We start from the raw sequence: 14,191 nt of genomic DNA, 5'->3' as shown, positions 1-14,191 counted from the left end.
GAACGTATGATAAGTTTGACTCTACAACGGCTTCCATTTACTTTTTGAAGCAATGTAGCCTTTTAATCATATAAAATACGGTCGATATGGATTCTATTACTCAAGCCGCGCTAGGTGCAACCGTCGCTGGAGCGATTGCGGGAAAACAGTGTAATGCGAAGGTGTTACTCGCCGGCGCTCTCTTGGGCACATTACCTGATTTAGATGTCGTTCTGGATTATGGCGACGCGGTTCAAAATACGATTAAGCACAGAGGGTTTAGTCACTCTTTGCTTATACTTCCACCTATCGCGTTGTTAATTTCATGGCTATATTGTCGTCGTTACTCTGATTCATTCTGGACATTTTCCAGAGTGTTCTTTTTAACTGTCAGTGTGTTAGTCACTCACACTCTGTTGGATGCGATGACCACCTATGGCACGCAGCTTATTTGGCCCTTTGACGGTTACTTTGAGCTTCGCAACGTGTTCATCATCGACCCTTTGTATACACTACCGTTATTGTTTGCCATTGGTGTGGCTCTAGTCTTCAAGCAAAAGGGGGGGAAATGGTGCCAACGTGTTGTGTTGTTATCGACTCTGTATTTAGGCTGGGGTTACCTGTCACAGCAGTTCATTGCTGATCGCGTTGAACAGAACTTAGTCGCCCAGAATCTGCCTAATCAACAAGTACTCATTACACCAACGGCATTCAATACCGTTCTCTGGCGTATTGTTGTCATGGATGATGGACAATATTGGGAAGGCTTGGCATCGGTGCTTGATAAAGACAAACACATCAATTTCATTTCTCGTCCATTAGGTCATTGGCCTTTAGAAGAAAAACCTAGCACATTGACAGGACTTAAAGCCTTTTCTCATGACTATTTGAACTACCGAGTCGAAGACAACAAGCTAATCGTGTCTGATTTGCGTTTAGGGATGGCAAATAACCTGTCGTTTGAGTTTGTATTTGCAGAACTGGATAAGAGCGGAAATTGGGCGTTACTTGAGGCGACTCAACGTTACCCTAGTGAGAAAGATTTTGACTTACTCGCGCCACTTTGGCTTCGCTTAATGGGCAATCAAACCATTGATGCGAACTTGCAGGCCATGAAATTAAGTTCTCGACGTTAACTGTTTCAAGTGGCTAGTGTTGTGAGCGACTAGTGTTATGAACGAATAAGGTAATAGTGACTTACCAAATGTTAAAAAGTGACTCGCTGGATTTTAAGAAGCAACAGCGTTTGGGACTTTTCACGCATCTCAACGACTGGAACTACCTTTAGCAAAACTAGTCTGTTTCTGGTGAGGATTTACTCGCACTCTGCGGCACAAACTGAAAATGGGACGAAGGTGCTTCAAGGTAAAGATAGGTGATTCTAGGCAGAGATAGGTGATTCAGGGTAAAGATAATTCACCCAAAGGTTGATATCACAAATGAATGGCTGTGAATTTGGTCAACAAGTCGTTGACCAAACTACTTTACAACGGTTTACCTACCTAAACACCTTTAGGTACTACTATAACCGTAGATTTCGACTCACTACCGTAGACTATGACTCACAAACGCAAAGCGGCCCCACGGTATCGTTGATCTTAGTTCTTAGGTTGGTGACCAGTCTTAAGAGCAAGTTCTTGCATAGCCTCAGCAAACGTCGTTGTTCCACGTTTTGCTTGAACCTGCACCACTTTATATCCCAATTTTTCCAGCGCTTGTGCCTCTGCCAAAACCGTTTCGTCGTCTTCTTGACTGCCCGCTACTGGCTGATGAATATAACACCCCTCTAGTTGACCATCTTCAACCAACTGGTGGTGTTTAAGTGCATTGATATCTAAATTCATAGTAAGTCTTTTCGTTTAAAATGGGCATCTTATAAGTAGGCCGCGTCGGTTTATAATATACGGCAGGCCTAGAATAAAAAAGCACCCCGTTATGGAGTGCTATTTTTTATTCCCAATCAAGGATAACCTTGCCAGAAAGCCCGCTACGCATAGCGTCGAAGCCTGCTTGGAAGTCATCTACCTTGAAGTGGTGGGTAATGATTGGTGATAAATCTAAGCCAGATTGAATCAAACTTGCCATCTTGTACCAAGTTTCGAACATTTCGCGACCGTAGATACCTTTAATCACTAAGCCTTTAAAAATGACTTGGTTCCAGTCTACCGCCATATCCGATGGTGGAATACCTAGCAGGGAGATCTTACCGCCGTGGTTCATGTTAACAAGCATGCTGTTAAATGCTGATGGGTTACCCGACATCTCTAGGCCCACATCAAAACCTTCCGTCATGCCGAGTTCGCTCATGACATCTTCAAGCTTCTCTTCCACAACGTTAACCGCGCGAGTCACACCCATTTTCTTGGCAAGATCTAGACGGTACTCGTTAACATCAGTAATAACAACATGACGTGCACCAACGTGTTTCGCAACAGCGGCGGCCATGATGCCAATCGGACCTGCACCCGTAATCAGTACATCTTCACCCACAAGGTCAAAAGATAGTGCGGTGTGAACAGCATTACCAAACGGGTCAAAAATAGACGCAAGATCGTCAGAGATGCCTGCTGGAATTTTAAATGCGTTGAACGCTGGAATCACAAGGTATTCTGAAAATGCACCCGTTCGGTTTACACCGACGCCGGTTGTATTGCGACAAAGGTGAGTACGACCACCACGGCAATTACGACAGTGACCACAGGTAATATGACCTTCGCCAGATACACGGTCGCCAATTTCAAAGCCACGAACTTCCTGGCCAATACCAACAACTTCGCCCACGTACTCGTGCCCTACTACCATAGGAACAGGAATCGTGTTTTGAGACCATTCATCCCAATTGTAGATGTGAACATCAGTACCACAAATAGCAGTTTTCTTGATGCGGATAAGAAGATCATTATGACCCATTTCAGGCTTCTCAACCTCGGTCATCCAAATGCCTTCTTCAGGCTTTAGTTTTGAAAGTGCTTTAATTTTCATGTTGTTACCTATAATTCCCACTTGCGATACAGCAAGTGAAAATACAATTCTAATGTTGAACGAGCGCTATAATTAACGCTCGTTCGTTGACTCATTCACTTAATACTTGCTTAGTTGTGAGCAAGAATTAGATGATTGCCATCTCTTTACCAACTTCAATAAACGCATCAATAGCGCGATCAAGTTGCTCACGCGAGTGCGCTGCAGACATTTGAGTACGGATACGAGCTTGCCCTTTCGGTACGACAGGGAAAGAGAAACCAACGACATAAATGCCCTTTTCAAGCGCACGTTCTGCAAATTCTGCCGCCACTTTAGCGTCGCCTAACATAATTGGGATGATAGCGTGGTCTGCTCCACCCATAGTGAAACCAGCGTCTTCCATACGAGTACGGAAATGTGCCGCGTTCTCCCACAGATGGTCACGCAAATCGCCACTTTCTTCTAGTAAGTCTAGAACGCGGATCGATGCATTAACAATTGCTGGTGCTACAGAGTTAGAGAACAAGTACGGACGAGAGCGCTGGCGTAACCAATCAATCACTTCTTTCTTACCAGATGTGTAACCACCTGATGCGCCACCCATCGCTTTACCTAGCGTACCGGTAATGATGTCGATACGGTCAACAACGTCATGGTACTCATGTGTACCTGCGCCAGACTTGCCCATAAAGCCAACGGCGTGAGAGTCATCGACCATCACTAATGCGCCATACTTATCGGCTAAGTCACAAATAGCAGGAAGGTTTGCAACAACACCATCCATAGAGAAAACACCGTCAGTAACGATAAGCGTGTGACGAGCACCTGCTTCTTTTGCAGCAATCAGTTGCGCTTCAAGTTCAGCCATGTTGTTGTTTGCGTAGCGGAAACGCATTGCTTTACACAAACGTACGCCATCGATGATTGAAGCATGATTCAATGCATCTGAAATAATCGCATCTTCTTTACCTAAAATGGTTTCGAACAAACCCGTGTTTGCATCAAAACAAGAGGTATAAAGGATCGTGTCTTCTTTACCTAAGAAAGTCGACAATTTCTGCTCGAGTTCTTTATGGATGTCTTGCGTACCACATATAAAACGAACAGACGCCATACCAAAACCATGTTCATCCATACCAACTTGACCGGCTTTAATAAGCTCAGGGTGATTAGCAAGACCTAAATAGTTGTTGGCACAGAAGTTAAGCACTTCTTCGCCCGAAGCAATTTTCACGGCTGCTTTTTGTTGTGAAGTAATGATGCGTTCAGACTTGTACAGTCCTTCCACTTTTACTTCTTCAATTTGATCTTGGATTTGTTGGTAGAATGCAGAAGACATCTTAGATTCCTTTTTATAATCCTATTTGCATCACTTATATAGCGTGCATAGGTTGCGTAGGGAAAGACACGTACCAGTCTGGTGAGTCTTTAATGAAACCATTCTAGTTCATTGTGAAGAAAACGATTATCCCTTAAGATGGAAAACCATTAGTGAATCTGAGGCAACAATAGTGTTTAACCATAAACTAATCAGTCTACTGCCTGATCTCGCCTCCTACATTATGGTGGTAAACGAAGGTAGCTTTACCGCGGCATCAAAAAACCTTGGCGTGACACCTTCTGCATTGTCAAAAACCATCACTCGATTAGAAAGCGCCCTATCGGTCAAATTATTTGAGCGAACCACACGAAAGCTTGTGATTACCCAAGCAGGACAAAAAGTCTACGACCAAAGTGTCCTTATGGTGAATGCGGCTCAGCAAGCAATAGAGGTTTCCCAATCCGATCATACCGTCCCAAGTGGTAGTTTAACCGTTGGTGCTCCGGAAGCTTTTCTAAACTCAGTATTGCAGCCTTTTATCACACCGTTTTTAAAGCAATACCCCGAAATACAGCTTAAGGTCAGGGCTCTCGATGGAGACATCGACTTGATGCGAATGGGGGTTGATGTGGCGTTTAAGCTAACCGATAAGCCAGACGAAAATTTAGTTATGAAACACGTTGGTCCCACTAACTTGGTATTGTGTGCAAGCCCCGCTTACATTGCTCAGCATGGACAACCAATGACACCCAATGACCTCACTCATCATGATTGCCTTTACTTGGCAGAGACAGGAAGAGATAACATTTGGGACTTCTTAAAAGACGATGAATTCCTAACAGTAAAAGTATCCGGTCGATTTGCGGTCAATCACTCTCAATTGAGATTAAGTGGAGTGAAAGAAGGATTAGGCATTGGGATATTTCATGATTTTGTGATCAAAGAAGCATTAGAGGATGGCAGTGCGGTTCAAGTCTTAGCTGACTGGACGATCAAAAGTAATTACCATGGGGCTATCGCACTTCAATACGCACAAACGAAATATTTGCCCGCCAGAATGCGTGTATTTATTGACTATGTTATGTCTGTGCTTCCAGAACGACTGTCTCTATAACAAGGCATCATATTACTTATATCAGTCGTATTAAGATAACAAGCATGGTAACAACGGTAGTACTCTACCGACTGTTACCCATCCATTGTAGGTAGGGTTTTCATGTTAAAAGGCACACATCATGTTGCTATCATTTGTTCTAATTATACGGTATCGAAGCACTTCTATACTCAAATTTTAGGACTCGCTGTATTGGATGAAAACTACCGTGAAGCGCGCGACTCCCATAAATTGGATCTCGCTTTACCTGACGGAACGCAAATTGAGTTGTTTTCTTTCCCTAATGCTCCGCTTCGCCCCGATACACCAGAAGCTCAAGGGCTAAGACACTTAGCTTTTACTGTCGAGAATATCGCCCATTCCGTGGCATGGTTGACGAATCAGAGTATCGATGTCGAACCTATTCGAGTCGATGAATACACAGGAAAACGCTACACTTTTTTTAAAGACCCAGACGGCCTACCATTAGAGCTATGCGAAGAGCTGTCATTTTAAATATAACGTTACGCGGTAACTAGAATCTAGAGCTTAGAGCTTAGAGCTTAGAGCTTAGAGCTTAGAGCTTAACGAAACAAAGACTGCATTGCGCGGCTAACTGGCAGTTTCGTCCCGGCGATATAAACAAACATTTTTCCGGTGATATCTTTTTTCACTTTGTCTAACCGATTGACATTGATTAACGTTGAACGATGTATTTGCCAAAACAAATCTGAATCAAGCTGGCTGGTTAATTCTTTGATAGAACTACGCAGGATATACTCTTGATAACCCTGATCGCTAGATACAACTAAAGTAATGTATTTATCTTCGGCTTTTGCATAAACGATATCATCCACGGCAAGCACATGAATCTCATCTTGCTTTGTCGCCTTAATCCATTTTGTATATTGCTTCGTTCCCCCAACAGAAAGGTGCTCAATTTTAGCCATCAGAGTTTGCATTACACCATCGCTGTCTGAGGATGATAAGCGCTGCTTAACGCGTTGGCAGGTTTCCAAGAGTCTATCCTCTTGTACAGGCTTAAGAACGTAATCAATAGCGTTCGCCTCAAACGCAGAGATAGCATATTGATCAAACGCGGTAACAAAGACGATCAACGGTGCCGTCAGTTGGTGCTTCTTCTCTAGGGCAACCACTCGATTCGCCACGTCGATGCCCGTCATTCCAGGCATTTGGATATCAAGAAAAGCCACACTAGGTTGATGCACCTTAATGGCTTCGAGTGCTCGTTCTCCATTTTCACAAGTATCGACTATCGTCAATTCGGGCCATGTTTCTGCTAACATCTTGTCCAAATGAAACCTAAGCAGTGGTTCATCATCAGCAATAATTGCGGTCACTGAATTCATTTTATACTTCCTTATTTATCGGCGACGGTAAGATGATGGTCGATACGACGCCCTGTTCCTGCCCGGCGCTAACAGAAAGAGAAGATGCCTTGCCGTATAGTGTCGATAAGCGCTCTCTCACATTGGCCAAACCAATGCCATGACCTGCCCCAATCTCATTTTCAACCGCTCCGAACCCGCCACCGGAATCAATCACCTGTAACGTACACCCTCCCTTTTCTACTCGGCCTTTTATTTGAATATGTCCACCTGCGACACTAGGTTCTATGCCATGTATTACGGCATTCTCAACCAAAGGTTGAAGAAGATATGGAGGAAGATGAAACGTATCGAGTTCAGCTGGAATATCTATATTATAGGTCAGCCTTTCACCCAACCGGACCTGCTGAATACCGAGATATGCTTCAATCAATGCGATTTCAGAAGCAACATCGACTTGGCGCTCTCGATGGCGAGACATAGAGCCTCGCAGCAGCACAGTGAGTTTGTCTAGCACTTCCTTTGCTTGATTTTTATCGTAATCAATTAGGACGTTAATGTTTGCCAAAGTATTGAATAAAAAATGCGGCTCTATTTGACTTTGTAACTGTTTAAGTTCTGATTCAATTAGGGCTTTATCTTGCGTTGCTTTCTCAAATTTTGCCTGCTCGACTTGCTGCTGAAGCAAAAACTGTTTTTCTTGTACATAGAAGAAATAAAATGAAATCGCGGTAAATATTAAGCCGAGTAGTAAAATAGGTTTTAGCCCTTGCCATTCATCAAATCCGGGATATTGCTTTAACCACAGATACGCATTGAGCGTCCCTAAGCACACCGCCCCCACGAGAGATAAACCAACAGCCACCAAGTTAAGCTGGGCAATTTTTGGTAGAAAACGTTTAACGAGCCATGAGCATGTCACTGCGCTATAACCGTAACCTAAACTAATGATGGCATTTTCTAAATAGGATGCAGACCAAATTGATGAGGTCAAAACGGCAATAGCAAGACAAAATAGCGTGGTAAAAACTACCGATGGTATTAAGTTGGAACCTTTACTCCCGCATTGCATAATTAGAACCTTCCTTTTATGTTTATCAACATGTTATATCGATCTGGTAAGTTTGCATATGCAGATTTATTCCCACCCGTCACATAACGAGCCGCCAGCTCTATGTGCAAGTTAGAATCGCCAGTATCCATAATTAAGTAATCCAGCCATTGTGTCGCGATAACCCCACCATCTTCCGGAGAAATCATCAGGTCTATTTTTGGAGTCAGCCTATCTGTTAAGCCTAATTGACGGCTCCAATCCCAGCGACTCCACGCCGCAGGGTCAAGCGACCAATGTAACATGATATTGTGTTGTACAAGATTTTTCTGTGTATAACCCAATCCATAAGAATAGGCAGCTAAGGGGTTAACTTGGGTGGCACTGTCATACGCTGACGTCCATGTTTGCTCGCTCCACGCTCTTTCATCATACCAATATTCAGCAATCACACTATGCCCAGTCTCATTAGCCCATGTCACTCCCATAAGGTATTGCACGGCATTGTGGTTTTCTTTTAGCTCTGCAGGGGCGGCGTCCTCAAACTGATAATTCAAATAACGACGCTGCATCATCGCTGAGGAGTGAAACTCCCATGACTCACCAAATACCGTGACGAAGCTGCCACCAATGAGACCCTGTCGTACATTGTCATAATAACCAACAGCCTGTATTTCCGAGTCTCCGTGCAACGTGTAATATCGAGCGCCTACCCCTTGTTGCTGATTCGCTTCATCAAAGTCAGAACCGGCTAATTGCGTCCAACTTGAGTCTGTGGCAATAAGCGTCCATTCTGAGCTTACCCCATAATGAGACAGTGCCAACGTCCCAGCGCCTTCTTCTATTTGGATGCCTACCGGGTTTCGTCGGTATGGATTAAACACATCGAGCACTCGATATCCGTAACCTACCCCCCAATCTATTCGAGCTTTCCCGAATAATACGTCAAGCTCCGCATCACCGAAGGAAAGTTGAGTTTCATACACCGCTTCTCTAATGATCGCATCAAATTCACGATCTCGGTAACCACTCGATGATGGTTCGGCATCATTAAAAAGATCGCTTCCCTGCAAGGCAAGATTCGCGAAAAAAGCCTTAAACCCAACACCAATATCAACTAATCCATTAACGGTTTGGACTGATTCGTTATTTGTTTCAGGAAAAAACGCTGAGTTTTGGTCACCGACACTTTGTACGTTAAGTTGATAGTCCACGGTTAACATCAACGATTCTGTCCATGTTCCAACCTGGCCGCTGTCATCATTTTCATTTGCCAACCCTGCCAATGGAAGGAGTGCCCCTAACGCGAGGCACAGCAATACAAGTGTGAGTTTAACCTTGCGAGCCCTGAACATTACTCTATCCCTAGCTGCTTATTTTTTGATAAGAACGCAGGGTTATAGTATTTGCTCGGCAGCGAGTAAGGTTCTATCGACTGATATTCGATCACTGTTTTTTTGTTTACCTGTATTTGGTCTTGTAAGATCATAGCAGTCACACGAGGCTGCCCCGATCGGGTCCCTTGTTTAAAGTATGCTTTTTTAGCCATCTTTCCAGAGCGAAGGTACAGATCGGCTTCAATTGGAAACGCATTGTTATCATCAATCCACAAATCTATCTGTTGGTAACTTGCGCCCGATGTTTTTGCTGTCAGCCTTAGCTTTTTAGTCTTTTTTAACGAGCCGTCTAATGCCGTTATTTCTTCCGTTTTCAGAATTTCACCTTGATAGTCCTGACTCCATGTTAATGTTGAAATATCGCCTACCGACGCCTCGCCTAACAGCTTTTGCATGGGTGTAATTCGAATAGGACGGCGACTTTTAGGCATTAACAGCCAATAGTTGTCGCCCAGCATAAGCATCTTTTGCCCCTGTTCCACTTTGGCTTTGAAGACCACTAGTGATTCCCGATTGGGTTTTAAGTAAACATCGTATAAGCGTGTCTTATCTAGTTCATCATCTTGATAAAGTTTGACTTCAGAGACCACTTTAGAAGATTCGCTGTCCAAACGATATTGGTCAGCTTGTTCAATCAACGCACTAGCTTGCATTACATTCGTGTCGACTGAAGACGTCGTTTCTGCCACGCTTGGCAGCGTCACCATCGCCATAATGCTTGCTGCAAGCCATGTTGAACTCGCTCGGCGAGCCCATGACTGCTGGTTACTTTTCTTTTGCGTTTGTAGCACTTGATTATTAAACAGTAGCGCTTGATTATTAAACATAAGCGAGTGCCTCAGTAATGGGTTTTTTCGCTCCTTTACGTGCGGACATAAAAGCAGCAAACATACAGATGATTAAAATGGCGACCGATGAATACATAGCCACTTGTGGCGAGAAAACTATTTCTAATGGATAACCTTCCGATCTTCCCGGAGGCGGCGGCATTTGTACGTTAGCGACTTTTAGCATTAAGGTCGTCACAAGTGCTAGCCCTGCCCCAATTGCGCTACCAATGATCGCGATTAACATTGACTCTCTAACAAACCCACCAACAATTTCACGCGGGTAACTACCCAGAGCTGATAAGGTGCCTATCTCACGAGTACGCTCCGTCACTGTCATGGTCATTGTGTTAAACAAGGCAACGAATACCACAACAGCCATCACCAATCCTAATACCCCAAAAATGCCGTTATACAGCCCGCGCACCTTATGGTAAAAAAATGCTCTGTCTTGCCACGGTGTTGTCTCTAGTGTTTGCGATGAGGCTTCGTCCTGTTTGTGGTAATGCTTAAGCTGTTGGTGGTAATGGTTAAGCCGTTGCTCGACTTCCATCATTCCTTGTTGGGTATATTTAGTATCAGAAAGATAAACTGACAACGTGCTAATGCGCTCTGTACTCAATAAGTCTTGCGCAGCGGGAAGTCCAATATATATCTGACGCTTATCCATCTCTGGCACCCCAGTGGAGTAGATACCGGTTACTTGGAAGTCCATCGCATTAAGTGCGCCATCACTTGTTGTAGCCAGTAACGTCACCCAATCACCCTCTGCTACACGTAAATTACGCGCTAAGTCTTTGGCTATCATGATCCCGCTTTCACCAGCATCGTCGTTGCCTTCAGCGCTAATATGATTAGCACTTTGATGAGTAAGTACCGTACCTGACTGCAAATCAACCACGCCATCACGAACCTCAAACTCACTAGGCTCCACACCGTTACCAATGAAAATTGCTGACTTTCTACCATTGGATATCAACCCAGAAAAGTAGACTCTAGGTTGAATGCTTTTTGCATGCTCAATCCCATTCAACAACGCAATCAGGTCATTGGGTTTGGATAAGCCATTTTCTAAGGGCGTTTCTTCTTCCGAAGTGAAGTATCCCGCTTGAGTCACCGTGATATGGCCGACGTCGTTGGCGGTCGACTTTTCAAGTGATTGATAAGTAAATAGTCCAAAGCCCGCGGCCGCGGTCAATGCGAAAATCGCTATGGCAACAATGGACAAGGACAGCACGGTACGTCTGCGATTTCGTAGCAAATACAACAACGGCATTTTGAATGAATAGACGGTGCGCATAATCATAATCTTTCCCTTCTTTTAATTACTCGCCTTGGCAACTAATCATTTTAAGAATTAACAGCCTTAACCATTAACAGTATTAACAATGTCTATCGCGATTAACTCGCCCACTGATAAGCGCTATGACTTACCTTTCCATCGATTAACTCAATCGCTCTATCGCACCGTGTTGCCATACGGCTGTCATGGGTGGCGACAATAAACGTGGTTTTTAATTCATGACCTAGTGTCTTCATTAGCTCGATCACTTGGCTTGCTGACGCACTATCCAAACTCGCGGTCGGTTCATCGGCGATCACCAAGCTTGGTTTATGAACTAAAGCACGTGCGATGGCCACTCGCTGCTGTTGACCACCAGACATGGCATCTGGTCTGTGATGCGCCCAATCTGCGAGTCCGACCTTTTCCAGCATGGCAAGTGACTGACTATGTTGCTCCTTGGTAGTTAAGCCATTTAACATCAATGGATAACTCACGTTTTCTAATGCACTCATCACTGGAATTAAGTTAAACCGTTGAAAGATAAACCCTAGGTTTTGACGACGAAACGGTATCAATGCTTTAGGGTTTTTGGACAATACCTCACCGCCAAACATGACTTCACCGTCGTAATGGGTGTCGAGCATGCCCAAGATATTAAGCAATGTGCTTTTTCCTGAGCCCGATGGTCCACACAACGCCACCAGTTCACCCTGTGCGATCTCACCAGATACGCCATCTAGTGCCGTAATTTGACTCTGACCTAATGAATATTGTTTTGAGATTCCATCAAACTTCATCATTTTTTAGCTCCCCCTTTTTGATTGGCTTAAGCGTACCGCTCTTTGGAAAGTAAAAAGACACAGTGCGACAGACGGTCTTTAGAGCTACTTAACGGTGTATGAAGAGGATCAACGGTAAGGAGAGGCGTAGGTATAACTTAAGGAGATTCGAAGATAAACTGAGGAAATACGTTAAGAGATAGGGAAATTCGTCATGCGGTAGATAGCATGTGAATACCATGCGTAACTGAACGAGGTAATAACGGTGTTATGCTTCTAATAAAGCAAAGGTTGCCTACCTCAGGAACAGCAACCTTTTATCACTCAAGCATCAATTATTAGGCAAACATCAATAGCTTTTAAACTGCACCTGCCATCGGTTTAACGGTGCGGAAGAATCAATGCCATTTCGCCAGCGATCCACGGGATCAACAATTAACACCTTCACGCCTTTAGGCAATTTAGTTAACGCAGCCTTTGACGGCGGACTCGACATCAGCAGCCAGGTTCCGGGTGCGTCTTGCAAAAGTGACGACAATTGCGTCATATCATCGTCTGTCCAATCTAAAGACGGCTTAGTTAAATAACTTAATGGAAACAGGTAATTAGCAGGGACAAAATCGAGAAGAACATCACTCATCACAACAACACTATCAATACCGAGTTCAAGCAACGTATTCTGTTGATTTCGATTCAACTCTTGAATTTTTGTAGTTAACTCCTGTAAGTTGTTTTCGATTTTAATCGCATGATTGGGCCAGATCTTTTTAAAATCATGTGCAACATTTGCCGCCATCAATGTGAGATTATTTAAGTTCAACCACACATAAGGAGAAGTATCACCACTGCTTTTTTTTACCGCAAAAACGCTTTGCCCTTTTGGCGTGAGCGCCTGCGCCGCATCGACATTAATAACCCGTATATTTCGCTCTCTTAGTTCGAGATATAAAGGGTCTTCCGACCACACGGATCCTATAGTGACCACCGCTGTGGCGTTAGATACTCGATCTAATACCTTTTGGCCTTTAGTCGAAGTCCAATTAGGTAAGCGTTGTAAGCTGTATCTTTTAGGCGCAATGTTTTCCACCTGTAGTCCTGTACCTATCGTCAACTGTTGAGACAAAAGGTAACTCGTTGGCAACAGTGTCACAATGTCTGGATAATCCGCTTTATTTCCTTGAGAATAGGCAGGAGAAACCGCCAAACACGCAATCACTACGCTTAATAGTCGGATAATACTTAGTTTTCGCATTATGATTTCCTTCCTATATCGCTTTAAAAAGCATGCGATAAACCGTTGCGCCAATAAACCCTAACGAACACACCATAATGATTGCTGCGCCAGAGGGAATACTCCAACCTAACTCCATTGGAACATAGGTACCCACAACGCAAGAAATGGTAGAAATAACAGCGGCTCGACGAACAAAACTGCCCATATCATGAGAAATCATTCTTGCTGTTGCTCCCGGTATCAATAATAACGCGCCAACCAATACCGCTCCGACAATTTTTACCGCTGCAATAGTTATCAACGTCACCATAATTACAAACAAATAGTCGTAGACTTCGGTTCTATATTTACGAACTTTTGCTAAATCGGGGCTGATACAAGTCAACAACATTCTATTAAACGTCGGAATAAATAGACCCACAATAATAACTGAAGATAGAAGTAATAAATAAATATCGTGGTCTGTGACCGTGAGTATTGACCCAAATAATACATTTTCGAGCAAATGAACGTTAATCTTTCGAGCTACGTACATGAGCAAGGCAGCACCACCTGCCAATGCCACAGCTAAAAAGACCCCAACAAGAGTATCGTACGGTACTTGAGTTTTATGTCTAACGTAATGCAGCAATAAAGCAAAGCACATAGCAAATACGAACAAACTGATAATTGGGTTTTCTGGTGGTTCACCCAGCAATATGCCAATGGCGATTCCCGTCATGGCGGCATGCCCTACCGCTTCTGAGAAAAACGCTAAACGTTTGGCAATAACTAGCGTCCCAAGCCCGCCAAGCAATGGCCCTATTAATAGAGAAGCAAACAACGCGTTAATGACAAAACCGTATTGAAAGCTTTCGCTTAACCAACCTTGTTCGGCAGCATTGAAAGCCTGTTGTCTTATTAGTTCCATTA

At 43.8% G+C, this 14,191-nt stretch carries 14 protein-coding genes; 3 read left to right on the top strand and 11 right to left on the bottom strand.

Going from position 1 to position 14,191, the window contains the following annotated elements; translation table 11 throughout:
* Positions 1–86: 86 nt before the first annotated feature.
* The gene (locus M9196_RS16260; protein ID WP_250618571.1) at positions 87–1,115 is read left to right on the top strand and encodes a metal-dependent hydrolase; all 1,029 of its coding nucleotides are present in this window, start codon (positions 87–89) and stop codon (positions 1,113–1,115) included.
* Between the two features lie 462 nt (positions 1,116–1,577).
* Here the strand turns inward: M9196_RS16260 and M9196_RS16255 are convergent, their stop codons facing one another.
* The 3 genes from M9196_RS16255 to M9196_RS16245 all read right to left on the bottom strand — a co-directional run bounded on the left by M9196_RS16255 (position 1,578) and on the right by M9196_RS16245 (position 4,282).
* Positions 1,578–1,823, bottom strand: coding sequence for a hypothetical protein (locus tag M9196_RS16255; RefSeq protein WP_250618570.1), 246 nt, complete (start codon positions 1,821–1,823; stop codon positions 1,578–1,580).
* Positions 1,824–1,929: 106 nt separating this feature from the next.
* On the bottom strand, positions 1,930–2,961 hold the full coding sequence (tdh, locus tag M9196_RS16250; RefSeq protein WP_250618569.1) for an L-threonine 3-dehydrogenase: 1,032 nt from the start codon (positions 2,959–2,961) through the stop codon (positions 1,930–1,932).
* A gap of 127 nt (positions 2,962–3,088) precedes the next feature.
* Positions 3,089–4,282 (bottom strand): glycine C-acetyltransferase, encoded by a 1,194-nt coding sequence (locus M9196_RS16245; protein WP_250618568.1) that lies wholly within the window; start codon positions 4,280–4,282, stop codon positions 3,089–3,091.
* Positions 4,283–4,454: 172 nt separating this feature from the next.
* Between M9196_RS16245 and M9196_RS16240 the strand changes: the two genes are divergently transcribed.
* Both M9196_RS16240 and gloA2 read left to right on the top strand, forming a co-directional pair.
* Complete coding sequence (locus M9196_RS16240) at positions 4,455–5,378, top strand: LysR family transcriptional regulator (protein WP_250618567.1); 924 nt, start codon at positions 4,455–4,457, stop codon at positions 5,376–5,378.
* 102 nt (positions 5,379–5,480) lie between these two features.
* Positions 5,481–5,873: an SMU1112c/YaeR family gloxylase I-like metalloprotein gene (gene gloA2 / locus M9196_RS16235; RefSeq protein WP_250618566.1), complete on the top strand. Its 393-nt coding sequence runs from the start codon at positions 5,481–5,483 to the stop codon at positions 5,871–5,873.
* Between the two features lie 68 nt (positions 5,874–5,941).
* Here the strand turns inward: gloA2 and M9196_RS16230 are convergent, their stop codons facing one another.
* The 8 genes from M9196_RS16230 to M9196_RS16195 form a co-directional block, all read right to left on the bottom strand.
* Positions 5,942–6,727 (bottom strand): LytR/AlgR family response regulator transcription factor, encoded by a 786-nt coding sequence (locus M9196_RS16230; protein WP_250618565.1) that lies wholly within the window; start codon positions 6,725–6,727, stop codon positions 5,942–5,944.
* A 1-nt stretch (position 6,728) separates the two neighbouring features.
* Positions 6,729–7,778 carry a sensor histidine kinase gene (locus M9196_RS16225; protein WP_250618564.1) on the bottom strand — a complete coding sequence of 350 codons (1,050 nt, stop codon included), beginning with the start codon at positions 7,776–7,778 and terminating at the stop codon, positions 6,729–6,731.
* A gap of 2 nt (positions 7,779–7,780) precedes the next feature.
* The gene (locus M9196_RS16220; protein ID WP_250618563.1) at positions 7,781–9,112 is read right to left on the bottom strand and encodes a hypothetical protein; all 1,332 of its coding nucleotides are present in this window, start codon (positions 9,110–9,112) and stop codon (positions 7,781–7,783) included.
* Positions 9,112–9,867, bottom strand: a complete 756-nt coding sequence (locus M9196_RS16215) for an outer membrane lipoprotein-sorting protein (protein WP_406707696.1) — start codon at positions 9,865–9,867, stop codon at positions 9,112–9,114. Before M9196_RS16215 ends, M9196_RS16220 begins: the two co-directional genes overlap by 1 nt.
* Positions 9,868–9,973: 106 nt before the next feature.
* A complete protein-coding gene (locus M9196_RS16210) occupies positions 9,974–11,287 on the bottom strand; it encodes an ABC transporter permease (protein WP_250618562.1) in 1,314 nt (437 codons plus the stop codon).
* A 95-nt stretch (positions 11,288–11,382) separates the two neighbouring features.
* Complete coding sequence (locus M9196_RS16205) at positions 11,383–12,066, bottom strand: ABC transporter ATP-binding protein (RefSeq protein ID WP_250618561.1); 684 nt, start codon at positions 12,064–12,066, stop codon at positions 11,383–11,385.
* 328 nt (positions 12,067–12,394) lie between these two features.
* Complete coding sequence (locus M9196_RS16200) at positions 12,395–13,297, bottom strand: metal ABC transporter solute-binding protein, Zn/Mn family (protein WP_250618560.1); 903 nt, start codon at positions 13,295–13,297, stop codon at positions 12,395–12,397.
* Between the two features lie 13 nt (positions 13,298–13,310).
* Positions 13,311–14,189 carry a metal ABC transporter permease gene (locus tag M9196_RS16195; RefSeq protein ID WP_250618637.1) on the bottom strand — a complete coding sequence of 293 codons (879 nt, stop codon included), beginning with the start codon at positions 14,187–14,189 and terminating at the stop codon, positions 13,311–13,313.
* Between the last annotated feature and the right edge of the window lie 2 nt (positions 14,190–14,191).

The sequence above is a fragment of the Vibrio methylphosphonaticus genome (assembly GCF_023634655.1).
Classification (GTDB): Bacteria; Pseudomonadota; Gammaproteobacteria; order Enterobacterales; family Vibrionaceae; genus Vibrio; species Vibrio methylphosphonaticus.
The sequence above is the reverse complement of the archived record's forward strand: the minus strand, read 5'-3'. Positions and strand labels throughout refer to the sequence as shown.

Bases quoted from the DNA above. Each gene is read 5' to 3' on its own strand.
- M9196_RS16225 (WP_250618564.1), bottom strand. From the start codon at position 7,778: ATGCAATGCGGGAGTAAAGGTTCCAACTTAATACCATCGGTAGTTTTT.
- M9196_RS16220 (WP_250618563.1), bottom strand. From the start codon at position 9,112: ATGTTCAGGGCTCGCAAGGTTAAACTCACACTTGTATTGCTGTGCCTC.
- M9196_RS16260 (WP_250618571.1), top strand. From the start codon at position 87: ATGGATTCTATTACTCAAGCCGCGCTAGGTGCAACCGTCGCTGGAGCG.
- tdh (WP_250618569.1), bottom strand. From the start codon at position 2,961: ATGAAAATTAAAGCACTTTCAAAACTAAAGCCTGAAGAAGGCATTTGG.
- M9196_RS16205 (WP_250618561.1), bottom strand. From the start codon at position 12,066: ATGATGAAGTTTGATGGAATCTCAAAACAATATTCATTAGGTCAGAGT.
- M9196_RS16195 (WP_250618637.1), bottom strand. From the start codon at position 14,189: ATGGAACTAATAAGACAACAGGCTTTCAATGCTGCCGAACAAGGTTGG.
- M9196_RS16215 (WP_406707696.1), bottom strand. From the start codon at position 9,867: ATGGCGATGGTGACGCTGCCAAGCGTGGCAGAAACGACGTCTTCAGTC.
- M9196_RS16245 (WP_250618568.1), bottom strand. From the start codon at position 4,282: ATGTCTTCTGCATTCTACCAACAAATCCAAGATCAAATTGAAGAAGTA.
- M9196_RS16200 (WP_250618560.1), bottom strand. From the start codon at position 13,297: ATGCGAAAACTAAGTATTATCCGACTATTAAGCGTAGTGATTGCGTGT.
- M9196_RS16210 (WP_250618562.1), bottom strand. From the start codon at position 11,287: ATGATTATGCGCACCGTCTATTCATTCAAAATGCCGTTGTTGTATTTG.
- gloA2 (WP_250618566.1), top strand. From the start codon at position 5,481: ATGTTAAAAGGCACACATCATGTTGCTATCATTTGTTCTAATTATACG.
- M9196_RS16255 (WP_250618570.1), bottom strand. From the start codon at position 1,823: ATGAATTTAGATATCAATGCACTTAAACACCACCAGTTGGTTGAAGAT.
- M9196_RS16230 (WP_250618565.1), bottom strand. From the start codon at position 6,727: ATGAATTCAGTGACCGCAATTATTGCTGATGATGAACCACTGCTTAGG.